Source organism: Jeotgalicoccus aerolatus (assembly GCF_014635205.1).
Classification (GTDB): domain Bacteria; phylum Bacillota; class Bacilli; order Staphylococcales; family Salinicoccaceae; genus Jeotgalicoccus; species Jeotgalicoccus aerolatus.
Window position 1 is genome coordinate 790,526 of the sequence record NZ_BMCN01000001.1, and the last position, 16,025, is coordinate 806,550.

The 16,025-nt window shown below is 39.8% G+C and carries 20 protein-coding genes; 6 read left to right on the top strand and 14 right to left on the bottom strand.

Annotated features, from left to right (window positions below; genetic code table 11):
- Positions 1–92: 92 nt before the first annotated feature.
- Positions 93–1,658 (bottom strand): bacillithiol biosynthesis cysteine-adding enzyme BshC, encoded by a 1,566-nt coding sequence (bshC, locus tag IEU81_RS04020; RefSeq protein WP_186090400.1) that lies wholly within the window; start codon positions 1,656–1,658, stop codon positions 93–95.
- A 112-nt stretch (positions 1,659–1,770) separates the two neighbouring features.
- Between bshC and IEU81_RS04025 the strand changes: the two genes are divergently transcribed.
- Positions 1,771–2,223 (top strand): N-acetyltransferase, encoded by a 453-nt coding sequence (locus IEU81_RS04025; RefSeq protein WP_186090402.1) that lies wholly within the window; start codon positions 1,771–1,773, stop codon positions 2,221–2,223.
- A gap of 151 nt (positions 2,224–2,374) precedes the next feature.
- Here the strand turns inward: IEU81_RS04025 and rpmF are convergent, their stop codons facing one another.
- Together rpmF and IEU81_RS04035 are read right to left on the bottom strand one after the other, a co-directional pair.
- Positions 2,375–2,548: a 50S ribosomal protein L32 gene (gene rpmF / locus IEU81_RS04030; RefSeq protein ID WP_092595235.1), complete on the bottom strand. Its 174-nt coding sequence runs from the start codon at positions 2,546–2,548 to the stop codon at positions 2,375–2,377.
- Positions 2,548–3,069: a YceD family protein gene (locus IEU81_RS04035; RefSeq protein ID WP_092595233.1), complete on the bottom strand. Its 522-nt coding sequence runs from the start codon at positions 3,067–3,069 to the stop codon at positions 2,548–2,550. The genes rpmF and IEU81_RS04035 overlap by 1 nt, the downstream gene beginning before the upstream one ends.
- Before the next feature lie 136 nt (positions 3,070–3,205).
- On the opposite strand from IEU81_RS04035, the gene IEU81_RS04040 reads away from it, so the two are divergent.
- Entirely contained in the window at positions 3,206–4,339 is a 1,134-nt protein-coding gene (locus tag IEU81_RS04040; RefSeq protein ID WP_092595231.1) for a nucleotidyltransferase, read from the top strand.
- On the opposite strand, the gene coaD is transcribed toward IEU81_RS04040, so the two are convergent.
- Positions 4,326–4,817 (bottom strand): pantetheine-phosphate adenylyltransferase, encoded by a 492-nt coding sequence (coaD, locus tag IEU81_RS04045; RefSeq protein ID WP_231957167.1) that lies wholly within the window; start codon positions 4,815–4,817, stop codon positions 4,326–4,328. The genes IEU81_RS04040 and coaD overlap by 14 nt on opposite strands.
- A 9-nt stretch (positions 4,818–4,826) precedes the next feature.
- Entirely contained in the window at positions 4,827–5,399 is a 573-nt protein-coding gene (gene rsmD / locus IEU81_RS04050) for a 16S rRNA (guanine(966)-N(2))-methyltransferase RsmD (protein ID WP_092595227.1), read from the bottom strand.
- 26 nt (positions 5,400–5,425) lie between these two features.
- Here rsmD and IEU81_RS04055 point away from each other — a divergent pair, with 26 nt between their 5' ends.
- Entirely contained in the window at positions 5,426–5,797 is a 372-nt protein-coding gene (locus IEU81_RS04055) for a DUF7147 family protein (protein ID WP_092595225.1), read from the top strand.
- A gap of 1 nt (position 5,798) precedes the next feature.
- Here the strand turns inward: IEU81_RS04055 and IEU81_RS04060 are convergent, their stop codons facing one another.
- Positions 5,799–6,062 (bottom strand): DUF2129 domain-containing protein, encoded by a 264-nt coding sequence (locus IEU81_RS04060; protein WP_092595223.1) that lies wholly within the window; start codon positions 6,060–6,062, stop codon positions 5,799–5,801.
- A gap of 87 nt (positions 6,063–6,149) precedes the next feature.
- On the opposite strand from IEU81_RS04060, the gene IEU81_RS04065 reads away from it, so the two are divergent.
- Positions 6,150–7,070 carry a glycerophosphodiester phosphodiesterase family protein gene (locus tag IEU81_RS04065; protein WP_092595221.1) on the top strand — a complete coding sequence of 307 codons (921 nt, stop codon included), beginning with the start codon at positions 6,150–6,152 and terminating at the stop codon, positions 7,068–7,070.
- A gap of 91 nt (positions 7,071–7,161) precedes the next feature.
- Here the strand turns inward: IEU81_RS04065 and IEU81_RS04070 are convergent, their stop codons facing one another.
- On the bottom strand, positions 7,162–7,599 hold the full coding sequence (locus IEU81_RS04070) for a YlbF/YmcA family competence regulator (protein WP_186090404.1): 438 nt from the start codon (positions 7,597–7,599) through the stop codon (positions 7,162–7,164).
- 126 nt (positions 7,600–7,725) lie between these two features.
- Between IEU81_RS04070 and IEU81_RS04075 the strand changes: the two genes are divergently transcribed.
- Positions 7,726–8,088, top strand: a complete 363-nt coding sequence (locus IEU81_RS04075; protein ID WP_186090405.1) for a YugN family protein — start codon at positions 7,726–7,728, stop codon at positions 8,086–8,088.
- Positions 8,089–8,144: 56 nt separating this feature from the next.
- Here the strand turns inward: IEU81_RS04075 and IEU81_RS04080 are convergent, their stop codons facing one another.
- The 7 genes from IEU81_RS04080 to cyoE form a co-directional block, all read right to left on the bottom strand.
- The gene (locus IEU81_RS04080; protein ID WP_176760558.1) at positions 8,145–8,612 is read right to left on the bottom strand and encodes a DUF420 domain-containing protein; all 468 of its coding nucleotides are present in this window, start codon (positions 8,610–8,612) and stop codon (positions 8,145–8,147) included.
- A 12-nt stretch (positions 8,613–8,624) separates the two neighbouring features.
- Positions 8,625–9,584, bottom strand: a complete 960-nt coding sequence (gene ctaG / locus IEU81_RS04085; RefSeq protein WP_186090407.1) for a cytochrome c oxidase assembly factor CtaG — start codon at positions 9,582–9,584, stop codon at positions 8,625–8,627.
- Positions 9,585–9,722: 138 nt separating this feature from the next.
- Positions 9,723–10,064, bottom strand: a complete 342-nt coding sequence (locus IEU81_RS04090) for a cytochrome C oxidase subunit IV family protein (protein ID WP_092595213.1) — start codon at positions 10,062–10,064, stop codon at positions 9,723–9,725.
- Positions 10,065–10,691 carry a cytochrome (ubi)quinol oxidase subunit III gene (locus IEU81_RS04095; protein WP_092595211.1) on the bottom strand — a complete coding sequence of 209 codons (627 nt, stop codon included), beginning with the start codon at positions 10,689–10,691 and terminating at the stop codon, positions 10,065–10,067. It abuts the gene before it with no gap.
- A complete protein-coding gene (locus IEU81_RS04100) occupies positions 10,691–12,610 on the bottom strand; it encodes a cytochrome c oxidase subunit I (protein ID WP_186090409.1) in 1,920 nt (639 codons plus the stop codon). The genes IEU81_RS04095 and IEU81_RS04100 overlap by 1 nt, the downstream gene beginning before the upstream one ends.
- Positions 12,611–12,612: 2 nt before the next feature.
- On the bottom strand, positions 12,613–13,746 hold the full coding sequence (gene coxB / locus IEU81_RS04105) for a cytochrome c oxidase subunit II (RefSeq protein WP_092595207.1): 1,134 nt from the start codon (positions 13,744–13,746) through the stop codon (positions 12,613–12,615).
- Between the two features lie 30 nt (positions 13,747–13,776).
- Positions 13,777–14,697 (bottom strand): heme o synthase, encoded by a 921-nt coding sequence (gene cyoE, locus IEU81_RS04110; RefSeq protein ID WP_186090410.1) that lies wholly within the window; start codon positions 14,695–14,697, stop codon positions 13,777–13,779.
- 308 nt (positions 14,698–15,005) lie between these two features.
- On the opposite strand from cyoE, the gene IEU81_RS04115 reads away from it, so the two are divergent.
- Positions 15,006–15,911: a COX15/CtaA family protein gene (locus IEU81_RS04115; RefSeq protein ID WP_308807824.1), complete on the top strand. Its 906-nt coding sequence runs from the start codon at positions 15,006–15,008 to the stop codon at positions 15,909–15,911.
- Positions 15,912–16,025 lie beyond the last annotated feature (114 nt).

Below are 16,025 nucleotides of genomic sequence, written 5' to 3' on the forward strand. Positions count from 1 at the left end.
TCCACAAATTATAAAAAAGATTGCAAAATTTTTTCGTAAAATAAAAAAGCGATTTCTCCATTTGGAGGAATCGCTTGATAATTATAGGTTTTCTAACTTTTAATCAGTATTAATTTATCAGTGTAACTGAGTGGGGCATAATCCCAATTTTTCGCCGAAAACTGCCAAGGATGGTAAAGTCTTTCCTGCAGTGCCCCATTAGGCATTAATTTTTCGCTTAATTCGTCTAAATTATTCAATTCACTTCTTAAACTCCGCTTCACATCGACTGAATACCGTTTTTTTAAATAATCCAGCTCGTTTATATGACGCTGTTTATTACCGTCGATAATTTTCTTATTAAAGTATTCATCTGCGTATTCATATAGCGGATGGAATGCCTGTTCAAGAGATTCTTTTACCCGTTCAATCTCCTCGGCAATTTGATCATTTGTATGTGCGCCGATTAAAGCTTCTTTACGGGAATTGATCGTTGCAACAATATTTTCATCCAGTTCTATATCGTATCTTTCTAGCAATTTGGCCGTTCTGCTATCGATCTGCATGAACTCCATCCGTTTCATAACGATTGGCATGCTGACATTCATTGCTTCAAATACCTTGTGGAGTTCCCCCCAGTAAGACACCTCTGCACCGCCGCCTAAAAATACTGCGGTATTAAACAGCATTTCCTGCATCAGCGGCCGGGTGACTACATTATTTGAAAACTCTTCAGGCGTCTGCTGAATTTTATTTTTAATATCTTCAAATGTGAAAGTTTCTTCTCCGAGAGAATATTTTCCTTCTTTTTCTGTCAGCAGCGAGCGGTAACTCGATGTATTGCCAAATAGATGTACATTCGTTTCTGTTTGAATTGTCGGCGATTGATTGACCGTTTTTAAAAATGACGCCTGGCCGGTTTTAAATGCCTGGTCAATTTCTTTATGTTTCTCAAACATTTTATTTAAAATCGGCACTTCCAGCTGTCTTGCTTCTGTTAAATGGGAATTAAAAATAATCAGACCGTCATCTTTAAATGTGTCGTGAACTAAACTGTGGAACAATTCTGTCCAAGTTGTACACTGTTCAATTGATTGAGCGACTTTCTCTTTCAGCGTCGCTGTATATTCCGAATCGCCAATATAAGAAAGGATCCTATCCAGCGTTTCGGTCATTGCTTTTTTATCGTACTGATAAAAACCGACGCTCATCGGCACAGACAAATTCGGTTTGTAGCTCACTTTCACACGGCGCTTATAATATGCATCGTACACATGCGTATGATTCACTTCATCAAAATCGTGGTCTTCCCCCGCAATCCAAAACACCGGCACTGCGTCATAATCGTGCTTTTCCTTAATTTCTTTAGTGACAACTAAGATAGAAATTATTTTGTGGATGATATAAGACGGGCTCATAAATAAACCGGCCTGCTGACCGGCAATCACTGCCCTGTGTCCATTTTTCAGCAGTTCTAAATTGTTATGCTGCGCTTCGGTCATTTTGTACTGAGACATATCTTTTTCGATTATCTCACCGAGCGCTCTGGTATGATCGTGCGCCGGACGGCCAAGCACAGTCTTAAGACTCTCTTCGTCATACGATAAACCGCCGTAAAATTGTTTATGGCCGGTTATTTTATGTATATTGCTAAAAAAGTTAATCGTTTCAAAATGCATAAATAGTTCTCCCTAAATTAATCGTTATTCAAAGTATAAAAGTTATTTAAATATAAAACAATTGAATGGCTTGCTAATTATGAATATACTAGATAAAAAGGAGCGTTGCCAAATGTCAAAAGTAAAAAATTTAGCTATTAATTACAAAACAGCAGAAGAATTTAAAAAATTCCGCGAGTACGGCTCTCAAGAGCTGCACATGATTGATGAACTGGAAGCTAACATGATCGATGCAGATATCGACTCCCCATTCTATGGAATCTACCTGGGGGAAGAACTCGTTGCCCGCATGTGTCTATATCGCCGCAAGGATGCTGAGCATCCGATCGATAATGACACAGCTGAATATTTAGTGATTTGGAAACTTGAAGTGCTAGAAAAATACCAGGGCAGAGGATTCGGCAGCGAACTGATTGAATACGCAAAATCATTCAATCTTCCGATAAAAGCCATCAGCCGCTTCCAGAACTCCCGTGATTTCTTTGAAAAACACGGCTTCGAAAGTCACGAATATGACATCGAACGTGATTTAGCTGACGAGTCATTAATGTGGACACCAAATTAATATGGTTTTAGTGAACTTAACCGAAACGGCATGCCGTTTCGGTTTTTTGATTGATACTCAATTACACCATCACTTCCCCGGCCTTAAACACCAAAAAAATACCCCCGTAAAGCATCCGCTTTAACAGGAGTATCCAAATATAAATATTTGATTAGTTAGCTACGACTTCTTCGCCTTTGTAGCTTCCACATTCTTTACATACACGGTGAGCTAATTTAGTTTCACCGCAGTTTGAGCATTCTACCATACCTGGTACTGAAAGTCTCATGTGTGAACGACGTTTATTTTTACGTGTTTTTGATGTTCTTCTTTTAGGTACTGCCATTATTTTTCCTCCTCATCGTTTAGCTTTAAAGCTTCTAGTTTTTGTAATCTCGGGTCGACAGCCGGTTTTTCATTAGCTGCTTCCGATTCATCCATTACTGTCCAACCACTTGCTCCTGATGACCCGGGTAGTTCGTCACTCTCAGTATAAACTGTCGGTAAGTTAACGATCAGCAGTTCTCTGACTACAGGCTCCAAGTCCAGCGTATGGACTAATGGATGGATGTTGTCATCATCTGCTTCTTCGTCTTCTTCAAGTGTTTCATCAAACACTTCAACAGATTGTATTTCGAGTGGCAGACTGACTGCATTTCCGCTTCGGCTGTCGATCATCTTAACAACCGCCGATATGCTTAAGTCAACATCTACTCGTTGACGTCCGATAAACATCTCGCCGGATACCACAGTATCATCTATAGCAAGTATGTCCGCACGATCATACAATGTGTCAAACTGAACAGTTTCATTAAAAGTGAATTTTTCATTGGTATACTTCCCTAGTTGTGAAAGCGACCATTTCATACAATTCCACCTCTTATGAGCACAACAGATATTGTACAATTATAAAGAAAAAGTGTCAAGTTTTTTTCTTAACAAATAACTTCAATCTGTCTAATATTTTGATACACTTAGTATAACATCTATCGGGGGTTTATGTATGAAAATTTTATCATTAATTACAGAGTACAACCCATTTCACAATGGTCACATTTACCATATAGAACAGGCAAAAGCATTGACATCACCCGATGTCACTATTGCGATTATGTCGGGCAGCTTCACCCAGCGCGGCGAAATCGCAATTACAGATAAGTTTAAACGGACAAGAGCCGCGCTCGAACACGTCGACCTCGTTGCGGAGCTCCCCTTCCTAAATGCAGTCAGCGCTGCCGATGATTTCGCCCGGGGCGGCGTCCATATTGCTAACCTGCTGCACTCAACAGATTTAGTCTTCGGCAGCGAATCCGGCAATATCGATACGCTGTTCCAGGCCGCCGAAGCGTCGCAGTCACTTAAAGTTTCTGATGAATTCAATTCGCTGCTTAAAAAAGGATACAGCTATCCGCGCGCAATGAGCGAGCTGACTAAAAACACGCATTATTCTTCTCCGAACGATACGCTCGGTGTCAGTTATATTAATGCAATCAGAGACATTGATGCACCGATTAGACCCGGGACGATTCAGCGGATGGGCAACAATTACAGCGACTCGTCTTTATCATCTGCAGCTTTTTCCAGTGCGACAAGTCTGCGTACTGCTTTATTTAACGGCGACACTGAAGAAGCTAAAAAGTTTATGCCTGAAGGACTCGTTACGGCCATGATGAATGACCATCTCGCTTCTAATGAAGATTTATTTAAAACCCTGAAAACAATTATTTTAAGCCGGTCGCCTGGAGAGCTTAAAAGTATTTATATGATGACAGAAGGTCTTGAGCACCGTCTGCAGGATAAAATCCGCGCTGCCGCCAGTTATTCAGAATTTTTAAGTTCGGTGAAAACGAAAAGATATACATGGACGCGGCTCAGCAGACTCATGATTTCTATACTATTAAATATTACCGAAGACCTTATGGCAGAATATACGCTCCCTGATCACGTGAGAATTCTCGGCATGACACAAAACGGCCGCCAGTATTTAAAACAGCTCGGCAATGAAAACATTATTACTAATGTTAATAAAAAAAACCGTGACCTCGTGTCACATGAAGTGACGGCCACGGAAGTATACAACACATTTACCGGCGGAAAGAGTAACGATTTCAATACACCGGTTATTATTGTTCCTTAAATTTTTCTTTTAAAGCATCTTCTATTAACGGCGGTACGATATCTTCTATCTTGCCGCCGTATTTTGCGACTTCTTTAACAATCGAAGATGATATGAATGAATAATTATTATTTGTCATAATGTACATCGTTTCAATGTGGCTGTCGAGCTTTCTATTCATGCTCGTCAGCTGCATTTCGTATTCAAAGTCACTGACAGCGCGCAGCCCTCTAATAATCGCATCTGCACCCACCTGCTGGCAGAAGTCGATTAACAAGCCGTCGAACTGAATGACCTCGACTTTATCCAGATGTTTTGTAACTCCTGAAATTAAATCGATGCGCTCTTCAGGTGAAAACAATCCTTTTTTTGATGAATTTCTTAATACTGATACGTAAACCTTATCAAAAATCTTACAAGCACGTTCAATAATATCCAGATGACCATATGTAATTGGGTCAAAACTTCCTGGCACTACTGCTATTTTTTGATTTGTCACAATCATCCCCTACTTTCCTTCGTGATTAAGCAGCCACACTTTAATTGAGCCGTATTCATTTTCCCTTATAATATTAAAACCCTCATGGTTAAATGCTTCATTTTTACCGGCTTCAGCGACAATTCGGCCGCCGTCATTTAAAATATTATACTCTTTAATAAGTGCAAGACTTTTATCGATTAATTTTTTGTTGTACGGCGGATCTAAAAAGATTAAATCAAAGGATTTTTCACGTTTTGCCATCGCTTTAAGTGCTCTTTTAAAATCATTTCTGAATACTTCTACCGGCTCATCGATATCTTTCGTATTCTCTTTAATTATTTTGATCGCGTCACCTGCACCATCGATAATCATCGCACTGTCAGCGCCTCTGCTCAGCGCTTCTACCGCCAGACCACCTGTGCCGCCAAACAGGTCCAGTACAGGGCCATCTATCTCTCCGAGCATACTGAATATGCTTTCCCGCACTTTGTCCGTTGTCGGACGTGTATCATTTGATTTTAACGTATGTAATTTTTTCGCTTTGTATTTGCCGCTGATAATTCTCATAAGTATTGCCCTTTCATTTGGCTCCCTGGTCATATATTATATTGTTAGGAGTTGATTACATGCAAAAGTTCATAACGATGGGTGAAGGCTACCACGAAATATTTGAATTGCAGGCTTTGATTGAATATAATCATGAACGTGTCCAGCATGCAATATTTTTAAGCAACGATCAATCACCCGCTACATTTTTACTGGTGATGAAACCTGTTGAACAAAATGTTCAGGCCATCTATACTATTTTTAACGGTATCGCTTATAATGAAGGCCAGGGTAAAAAGTATCAGTTAATAAAATCATGGTGTGAGGATAAAGACCTCAGCATTGTTGAATTTTCAACAAAACCGCCGGAAGAGTTCTATGAAAGAGAACAGTTTTACCAGTACTTGACCGGCATTTTAAGATTAAATCATCTGATTTTGCCGATGACTTAAATTATATAACGCGGTAATCCCGTTTTTCATGATCTTCAGTATTATATTCGCGTTTTATATTTGGATATTCGCTCATTACAATATCGGTAACAAATTTTAATTTTCCGAGATCGGCGAGCGTTTTATCGAGATCGGCTTCATCGATATAGAGCAGCACGTATTTCTTATCTTTATTAACATAAATTAAGTGTCCGTGCCGTTTCAATTGTCGAATGAATTTATTTTGTTTAAAATAAACATATATACCAATTCGGTTAACTATCATTGACTGACCCACCTATCTAAATCTTTAGAATCATAATAACATATTTTCATTATGTTTTTTAATGAATATCTCATGGAGGTTTCTAACATGGCAAAATGTTTTAAAAGAATGGTTACAGCAGTCGGAGTCGCAGCCGGAATTACTATCGGACTGTGGGCAGGAACAAAACTGACGAAAGAAACAAAAGTAAGAGATATCAAACCGTATTTCAAACAGCGTTCACCTTACATTTTCGCTCACCGCGGCGGTATGGGGCTCGCACCTGAACATACGCGCATCGCTTTCGACAAAGCAACAGAATTTAATGTTGAAGGATTTGAAATTGATATCCGTTTAACGAAAGATGAAGAAATTGTAGTCTTCCACGATGCATATGTAGACAGAACATCTAACGGTGCAGGAAAAGTCAGCAATCTGACACTGGCTGATTTAAAAGAGTTAGATTTCGGCTATCACTTTACAGATGTCGAAGGCAATCATCCCTACCGCGGCCACGACAAAGCAAAAATTATTACGCTGCGCGAATTAATTGAGGAATACCCTGGCACGCTGATTAATCTGGATATTAAAGATGATCCTGAAACGTATGCAGGCAGTCTGGTGCCAAGTCTTCTCTACCGTCTCATTACTGAACTCGGTGCGGAAGACCGCATACTCGTTACAAGTTTCCACGATTCTCAAATTAAACAGTTTAACTTATACGCAGAAGGCAAAGTTGCTCTCGGCGCAGGTGTCGATCAGGTCAGCCGTGCATTCTTCCTGCACCGCAGCGGATTCGGCCATATGTATGAACCGGCAGCAGACACATTCCAAATCCCTGTAGAATATAACGGTATTCATTTGGATACACCGCGCTTTATCGAGTTCTTAACGAGCTTGAATATCGCTGTCGGCTATTGGAATATTAACAAGATGGATAAGATGGATGAACTGATTCAAAAAGGTGCCCACACTATTGTGACTGACTACCCTGATATCAGCTATCATCTGCTTAAAGAAAGATATTAATTCAGAGTTATTTAAGACCCGCTTAAAGTGCGGGTCTTTTTCTTTTTCAAATAAAAAAACACGCTCTGTCATCAGAACGTGTATGTATATATTAACCTGCGCAGCTGCAGCTTCCGCCTGTTGCACAGCCGCTGTTTGAACTGTTTGAGAAAAATGGATTACTGCTCACGATATTTGCATGCGGACTGACCGATTGACCGACGATGAACAGTATTTCGTCCAGCAGCGACTGCAGCTGAAACTCTGCTCTTCGGTACTCCATTATAATCGGATGCATATCCAGCATTTTTTTGTACTGGTTAATCTCCCTGCGTTTTGAACTGAAGTCCGGATGGTATTTGCCAAATCGTTCAACATCGATAAAATCTTCTTTTAAACGTGCAAAGTGTTTAATCATATTTCTGACTTCATCGTCCGTATCCAGGAGACCTTTATATTTACAGTAGTTCTTATACTCTTCTGTATTCATAACCATATCGTTTAGAGAGTCTAGCGAATCCATAATTTCAAAATCCATAGTTGCCAGCATATAATCACCTCTCCTCATTCATTTTATCATAATGGTACTTTTGTTACTATATCATAAATACCATTTGCAACTGTTATTGTAATAGATTAAAATTAGGGTAATGGAATAATGATAGGGGGCAAAATGATGGTTTTTGAAAACTCAGGTATTGAAAATGTAGTCATTCCGCAAGGCTCGCTGCAGGAAATTATGAACCACAATGGTTGTGTTCTTGGCGGCAGCTGGGATTATGAACGTATGACTTTCGATTATAAATACGAAATTCCTGAAGGTATTTATTACTTACGTTTTCCAGGATATGCAGTAGACGGTGACGTCGGTGCAAATAATGCTACATTACAGCTGATGGATCCATACATGGGTAAACATTACTATCCAACTGGTATCGAATACGGCAGCGATGAAGTATTCCCTGAACGCATTGTTGAACATGCGATCAGTAAAATCAGAACAATCGGTAAAGAACTGACTGAAGTTGCCAGCTTATAATTTAATAACTGGCTACATAAAAAACCTCTTACAGAGATCTCTGTAAGAGGTTTTCTTTAGTTCTGATGGAATATTGCGTTCCATAAGCCGGTCGTTTCTCCGCCCGGATATAAAATATAAAGAATAATATATACCATTATGCCTGTTACTGCTGTGAAGAACCAGATCGTTGCAGCCGTCATGCCGAATTTTCTATGCTGACGGAGTTTGTTTTTCTTACCGGTATAAACTTGTATACCTCCAAAAATACCGCCCGTCGTTGCCAAAATGATATGACTGACAAGGAATATCACATAATATAATTCTAATGACTCAGGTCCGCCAAACTGAGTGTTTCCAAGAAATATTGTTTTCGATACGTATATAATAAAAAATAGTAATGCTGACCAGGCTGCCAGAGTCATGAATTTTTCATGAGTCTGAACGTTGCCTTTTTTTATATGAAAAATACCGATGCTCATCAGTATCGCACTCAACACTATAAATGAAGTGCTTATTGTGGGCAGTACAAAATAAATATCCAAGAATAGTTCCTCCTATGCTCTGAAGCGATTGTGCATGTCTTTTTGTGCTTGTGCTTTAGCCAATGCCTGCTCAGTAATTTGATCTTCATTCCTGCGTTCTTCATTAAACCATTTGAAGAATATATGTGCCAGCATAACGCCGAAAAATACTTCCTGTAGAACTTTCATAATAATTCCGCCCGTCTGCTGATCCACAAGCGGTGTTGAATTAGAGAAATATTCCGGTCCGGATATCATACCGGCACCAGCGATACTGTCCAAGATGCCTGACGGCACACATAGTTCCATAGCGCTCAGCCATGCCTCACCATCGGTAAATGTAGCATACATTGGATTACTTGCAAAAATGATCAATGCGCATGCTGGCGTGACAAATGCACCGATACCAAAGATATAGAGCAGTTTAAACAACCCGCCCATCTGTTCTTCTTCCGGTTCAACTTTATTGAACATCGGATAAAATGCCATAATCGCTGTCAGGAACATGATCGCAAGTGCAATAGTATGTAAAGTTGCACTCATTTTCAAGTTATCCATAACGACCGGTAAGTGATATATTGAAAACGCACCGATTAAAAGCATCAGTGTAACCAGCGGTTTTTTCTCGCCCAGACTCAGCACTGGTCCAATCACCGGCAGTGATGCTATATATTTTTGTAAATAAGCCGGCACACTGAAATATACAAGCGGTGCAATTAAAAATAATACAAAAGCCATCTGCACCATGTGGAATGTAAACAGAATGTGACTTAAAATATCGACCGGTCCGCCATACATGAAATACAGTAATATCATATTTACAGCAAACAATGACCCCTCTTTTCTCGTCAGCGGGCGACCGCCTTCAAATTCGTCATACCATCTCGTCGTTACAAGATAAAATACCGTTGTAACAAGAATGACGAAAGCCAGGAAAAACGGGCTCCAGTTTGCCATGAATCCAAAAATCTTTATAGAAGTTATATTTTCCATCCGTACCACCTTAAATTCGTCCTATTACTTCTAGTATAAATTTATTAAATGTATAACTCAAGACGATAAAAACACACAAAGTGACAAACTATTGACCAAAAAAAAGATGACCTCACCTGGAGGCCATCTTTTTTCGTATTAAATCGGCTGTCCGATCCATACGATATAAATGAATGTGACACAGAATGCAATTGCAAAGAACATGCCGACAAGCATAAACAGTTTAGCGAATTCATGTCCTTTATCTTTCATGTGCATGAAGTAATAGAACTGCATTATCACTTGAATGAATGCAAAGAGCATTACAGCGCCCATAATGAATGTCGCGTTGAAGTCCAGTGCGACCATACCAAATGCCATAAACGTTAAGAAAATCATAAATGAAAATCCGGTAAGCTGCAGACGCATCTCTTTTGTACGCTGACGTCGAAGATTTCTCAGCTGTAAATCTGTCATTGATTTAGTTTCCAGTTCAGACATCTATAACACTCCTAACAAGTAAACAATTGTGAAGATGAATACCCAAACAACGTCAATGAAGTGCCAGTATAGTGCTGCTGTGTTAACTTTAGCCGCTGTATATACTGATAAACCGCGCGTTGCATTACGGATAATCAATCCTGTAATCCAGATCAGACCAATAATAACGTGGAATCCGTGAGTACCGATAAGAATATAGAACGAACTACCAAAAGCACTTGATCTGAAAGTATGACCAATGTGAACATATTCGTAGAACTCATATAATTCCAATGCCAGGAACCCAGCACCGAGTAATACGGTAATTGCCAGCCATAATTGCATCTTAGTGAAATTGTTATTACGCATGTGATAAATAGCATACACACTTGTCAGTGACGATGTAAGTAGCAGCATCGTCATGACAAATGCAAGTTCAAGGTGGAACAGGTCAGCTGCGAGCAAGTGATCTGAACTCGGCACGCTGTCTTTTAAAGCAAGGTAAGTCGCAAATAATGATGCGAATAATACTGTCTCTCCGCCTAAGAATGTCCAGAAACCGACGAATTTATTTTTACCTTCGAGTGTTGCTGTCTCCGGGTGCTCAGGCCACTGTTCATTAGGGACATTATATTTCATTTCAGCCATTACTTAGCACCCCTTTTCTGTTCTTCAAGATCTCTTAATACTTCTTCTTTTGGTACATAGTAGCCAAGATCATCTTTAAATGAACGTGTAATCATTGAGATAAATGTAATTGCAAGTCCGATTGCAAGTACCCAACCTGCCCAAGGTCTAACTGGAAGGTCTGCTACTGCATCGATCGCCCATTCTTTACCTGAAGCAAAGTACAGTGAACCGAATGAAGCAACGAATAATCCAAATGACATTACGAACGGAATGATAGAATTGTTCGGCATATGGAAATCATCAAGTGACTCTGCCGGAAGCATTTCTCCATTTCCTTCTTTTTTCTCAAGCCAGAATGCATCAAGTCCGCGGACTAATGGAATCTGTGCAAAGTTGTAATATGGTACAGGCAGTGGTAATGACCACTCAAGTGTACGTCCGTCGCCCCATGGATCACGGCCGACTCTTTCATTTTTAACAACTGTCATAATAATGTTAATTACTAACACGATAACAGCCAGAGCCATCATTAATGCTCCGATGGTTGATATCATGTTTGCTGCGTTATAACCTTGTCCATCAAGATATGTGAACACGCGGCGCGGCATTCCCCATAGTCCGAGGAAGTGCTGGATAAGGAACGTCATGTGGAATCCTAAGAAGAATAACCAGAACGTTACTTTACCTAATTTTTCATTTAACATCGTTGCGAACATTAACGGCCAATAATAAGTCAGTCCGGCTAACAGTGCGAACACAACACCGCCGACAATTACATAGTGGAAGTGAGCAACGATAAAGTACGAGTCATGATACTGATAGTCAGCTGGAGCAACCGCCTGCATAATACCTGTTACCCCACCCATAACGAATGAAGGAATAAATGCTAAGGCGTACATCATAGGAGTAGTAAATTCTATGCTTCCTCCCCAGATTGTAAAGATCCAGTTAAATATCTTAATACCTGTTGGTACTGCGATTGCCATGGTAGCTAAAGCGAAAATAGCGTTAGCTGTCGGTCCAAGACCAACTGTAAACATGTGGTGTGCCCAAACCATGAATCCGAAGAAACCGATCAGCACTGTCGCAAATACCATCGCTGAGTATCCAAATAATCTCTTACGTGCAAATGTCGCGAATATTTCAGAGAATATACCAAATGCCGGAAGAATTAAAATGTAAACTTCCGGGTGACCGAAGATCCAGAATAAGTGTTCCCAGATAATCGTGTTACCCCCTGCTTCTACAATAAAGAAGCTTGAACCAAACATACGGTCAAAGATTAATAAGAACAGACCAACTGTTAACGGCGGGAATGCGAAGACAATCAGTACACCTGCAACAAGTGTTGTCCATGTCATTAATGGCATTCTCATATATGTCATACCTGGTGCTCTCATTGTAATAATTGTAGTTACAAAGTTAATACCTGAAATTAATGTACCTGCACCTGATACTTGTAACCCAAGTGCATAAAAATCAATACCGTGTCCCGGTGATTGAATTGACAGTGATGCATAGCTTGTCCAGCCTGCATCCGGTGCTCCGCCCATGAACCATGAAAGGTTAAGGAAGATACCACCGAAGATAAACAGCCAGACACCTAAAGCATTTAGGAATGGAAATGCTACGTCACGCGCACCGATTTGGAGCGGAACTGTAGCGTTCATAAACGCAAATAGTAATGGCATAGCCGCTAAGAATATCATCGTTGTTCCGTGCATCGTAATTACTTCGTTAAACAGTCCTGCTGATAAGAAGTCATTATTCGGCACTGCAAGCTGAAGACGAATCAGCATTGCTTCAATACCGCCGACAACGAAGAAGAAGCCTCCGGCAATTAAATAAAGAATAGCAATTTTCTTATGGTCAACTGTTGTTAAATATTCCCAAATCGTTGCACCAAAACCGCGTTTTTTCGCTGTTGCTTCTGACATTGCTAGTTACCCCCCTCTTCTGACTCTTCTTCTGCAGCAGGTTCTTCTAATGACGAAACGTCTCCAGAACCTTCTTCAACTTTAAGTTCCATTAAGTATGAAGCAACTGCATGTATTTCATCGTCAGTTAATTCGTATGCTCCAGTCATTCTGTTATCAGGTTTAAATGCTTCTGGATCTTTGATCCATGCTTCAAGATTTTCCTGATTATGTTCCATGAAACCTGCGATTAAATCACGGTCACCAAAGTTAGTTAAGTTAGGACCCATTGATCCTGGGCTTGTCGGTGTTGCTGCGTGACAACCCATACATGAGTTATTGAAAATTTCCTGTCCGCGCTGAGCATCTTCAGATGAAGCTTGTACAGGTTCTTCAATTGTTTTCATATCTGCAAGCCATTGGTTGTATTCTTCTTCAGGCAATGCCTTAACTTTGAAGTCCATCAATGCGTGAGACGGTCCGCAAAGCTCAGCACATTTACCGTAGAACAAACGATCCGCTTCCTGTGCTGACTCGTCATCAAATACTAAGTAGAAGCTGTTAATTCCGTCGATGTTAGTATCCATCTTACCACCGGCTGCCGGCACCCAGAATGAGTGTTTTACATCTGTACCCTGCAGGTTGAAGTATACTTTTTGATCTGTTGGGACGACGAGTTCCTGTGATGTGACAACTTCTTCGTTAGGATATTCAAATTCCCACCAGTACTGATTTGCTTGAACGTTAATGACTGTTTCTTCAGCATTAACATTACCTTCAGCATCAGTCATTGCATCAGTGTCTGCCTGTTTAAATACGAAGTAGACAGTTGGAATCGCTAAAACGATAAGCAGAAGAATTGGAATTGATGTCCAGATGATTTCAAGTGTATGGTTACCTGAAACATCTTTAGGTTCAAAGTCTTCACCTTTTTTACTTCTGCGGCTCTTCAATACTGCAATTGTAAAGAGAACTGTAACAACTGCGATAACAAGAATCATTATAACAATCGATAATATCATCAAGTTAAACTGTTCTTGTCCAACTTCCCCGGCAGGTCTTAAAGTACTTAATTCATTCTTACCACAGCCAGCCAGGAAAAGAGTAAGTGCAGAAACTAATAGTAGTGCCTTACCTTTTAAAAAACTTAAATTCATTGTTAGACCCCTCTTTCATTCATTTACTTTTTAAATATTCACAAGTAAGCCGGCTACGATGATCATGACAAAAAATATCACAACATAGTTGAGTGAAAAGACAAATATTCGCCCGGCATAGCGATTATAGTCTGTAATCCGTTTGAACTGGTTAATACTTAAATAAAACCATATAACATTAAGTACCGTTGTCAGTGCAACAAACCATATGCCAAGTTCAAACATCATAAGTGGTGTGAACAAAAGAAGTGACACCCAAAAAATAATGGAGTTTCTAGTGCGAACATTACCTTTTACGGAAGGCAGCATGGGTATGCCTGCCTCTTTATATTCATCACTGCGTTTAATGGCAAGTGCATAGAAATGAGGCATTTGCCATATAAACATTACGATAAACATCGACCACGCTAATATATGTAGATCAGGCTCGAAAACAGCCCAGCCTATTAGCGGAGGCATCGCTCCAGGAATTGCTCCTATAATTGTGTTTGAGACAAGATGTCTTTTGGCGAATATCGAATATACAACTGCATAGCCAAACGCTGCGATTAACCCAAGAACTCCGACAGCGGTGTTGATTATGAACAGCATGATCAATCCGGTTCCAAGCATAGAGAATCCAATGGTTAAAATCTCTTTGCCTGAAAACGTACCATCAATACTCGGCCTCGCCTGTTTCGACTTCATCAGCCGGTCAATATCTCTGTCATAGAAATTATTAAGGGCACAAACGCCTCCGATGACAAGTGTCGTACCGAGAAGCATCAGCAGCATCACTGGAATAGCTTCAAAAAATGAAATGTTATAATACATAACAGCAAAAAATCCAGCTGCAAACGCAGGTATTAAATTCGCTTTAATTATGCCGTCCTTGATGAGTGTTTTAATTGCCTTCAGTTTTTTACTGCGTGCTGTTTGATGTACCTCCTGCTGGTAAACATCACTGTGCATCTATACGCCCCCTTTCATAAACAAACACATTTATCTTTAATAATAGATTATCCCGGTCACATTTTCTATACATATTTGAAATAAAATTGTTACTTTTTGCATTGTTCATGAATTATTCATCAATATGTCTGATTATATGCGGGAATCTGCTTTATACTCTAAGAGTATGGTATCAATCTCTACACTCATTAATTTTACCATAGTTTTATAAATTGTTAAGAGCTATTCAAAACTTTGCACATTGCAAAGAATGATATTCTAATATATATTTATTAATTGAATAGCGAACAGAATCGCGATTTTTTGAGGTGTTGCATTTGTATAGAAATTTAAAAATTGTAGCAGTCATTACGACGCTGATCATGATCTTTGTCCAGATTGGCGGTGCACTTGTTACAAAAACCGGTTCGGAAGACGGCTGCGGAGAAACATGGCCGCTCTGTCACGGTCAGCTCATACCGAGAGACTGGCCGCTCGACACAATTATCGAAATGGCACACCGAGGAGTTTCAGGCTTGGCTATTATCTTCCTATTAATATTAGGATATATGGCTTGGAAACAAATTGGACATGTCCGCGAAGCCAAGTTCCTTATCTATGTATCACTCAGCTTTATACTGATTCAATCATTAATCGGTGCAGCTGCTGTTATTGGTATATGGGAAGGCGACTTTATACTCGCTGCACATTTTGGCATATCACTCATTTGTTTTGCCGCTGTCTTCCTGTTGACACTTCTTATATTTGAGGTCTCTCACGGACAGCACGAACGCAAAATAATTGTCAGTCCATTTTTAAGATATAACACAATATTGATTACCATCTATATATATTTTGTTATTTACAGCGGAGCCTTAGTCAGACATACCGATTCTTCACTGGCATGTACTGAATGGCCGCACTGTATGCCGGGATCAGTACTGCCGGCAAACTTTTACCAGGCAGTACAGATGGGACACAGATTTCTCGTTGGTATTTTAGCCATCTGGATGCTGCTGATTCTTATTCATGTGCTTAGAAAATACAGCCGGTCACCGATTATTAAAAAAGGATGGATTATTGCATTTACGCTCTTGATGATGCAGGTGCTGACAGGAATGCTTTCTGTATTCACTCAGGTCAATATTTTTATCGCCCTGTTTCACGCCTTATTCATCACCCTCCTTTTCGGACTCCTGTGCTATTTCATTATGCTCCTGTCGAGAAATAAATAGTACGAGTTAATCAAACCTTTAATTCCTTTATGTGAATTAAAGGTTTTTCTGTTTTTACATAATCTTTATACAATCGGGTATATGTAATTCAATAAAATAAAATATGCAAAGGAT

Coding starts and splice junctions, on each gene's coding strand:
- bshC (WP_186090400.1), bottom strand. CDS start 1,658: ATGCATTTTGAAACGATTAACTTTTTTAGCAATATACATAAAATAACC.
- IEU81_RS04025 (WP_186090402.1), top strand. CDS start 1,771: ATGTCAAAAGTAAAAAATTTAGCTATTAATTACAAAACAGCAGAAGAA.
- rpmF (WP_092595235.1), bottom strand. CDS start 2,548: ATGGCAGTACCTAAAAGAAGAACATCAAAAACACGTAAAAATAAACGT.
- IEU81_RS04035 (WP_092595233.1), bottom strand. CDS start 3,069: ATGAAATGGTCGCTTTCACAACTAGGGAAGTATACCAATGAAAAATTC.
- IEU81_RS04040 (WP_092595231.1), top strand. CDS start 3,206: ATGAAAATTTTATCATTAATTACAGAGTACAACCCATTTCACAATGGT.
- rsmD (WP_092595227.1), bottom strand. CDS start 5,399: ATGACCAGGGAGCCAAATGAAAGGGCAATACTTATGAGAATTATCAGC.
- IEU81_RS04055 (WP_092595225.1), top strand. CDS start 5,426: ATGCAAAAGTTCATAACGATGGGTGAAGGCTACCACGAAATATTTGAA.
- IEU81_RS04060 (WP_092595223.1), bottom strand. CDS start 6,062: ATGATAGTTAACCGAATTGGTATATATGTTTATTTTAAACAAAATAAA.
- IEU81_RS04065 (WP_092595221.1), top strand. CDS start 6,150: ATGGCAAAATGTTTTAAAAGAATGGTTACAGCAGTCGGAGTCGCAGCC.
- IEU81_RS04070 (WP_186090404.1), bottom strand. CDS start 7,599: ATGCTGGCAACTATGGATTTTGAAATTATGGATTCGCTAGACTCTCTA.
- IEU81_RS04075 (WP_186090405.1), top strand. CDS start 7,726: ATGGTTTTTGAAAACTCAGGTATTGAAAATGTAGTCATTCCGCAAGGC.
- ctaG (WP_186090407.1), bottom strand. CDS start 9,584: ATGGAAAATATAACTTCTATAAAGATTTTTGGATTCATGGCAAACTGG.
- IEU81_RS04090 (WP_092595213.1), bottom strand. CDS start 10,064: ATGTCTGAACTGGAAACTAAATCAATGACAGATTTACAGCTGAGAAAT.
- IEU81_RS04095 (WP_092595211.1), bottom strand. CDS start 10,691: ATGGCTGAAATGAAATATAATGTCCCTAATGAACAGTGGCCTGAGCAC.
- IEU81_RS04100 (WP_186090409.1), bottom strand. CDS start 12,610: ATGTCAGAAGCAACAGCGAAAAAACGCGGTTTTGGTGCAACGATTTGG.
- coxB (WP_092595207.1), bottom strand. CDS start 13,746: ATGAATTTAAGTTTTTTAAAAGGTAAGGCACTACTATTAGTTTCTGCA.
- cyoE (WP_186090410.1), bottom strand. CDS start 14,697: ATGCACAGTGATGTTTACCAGCAGGAGGTACATCAAACAGCACGCAGT.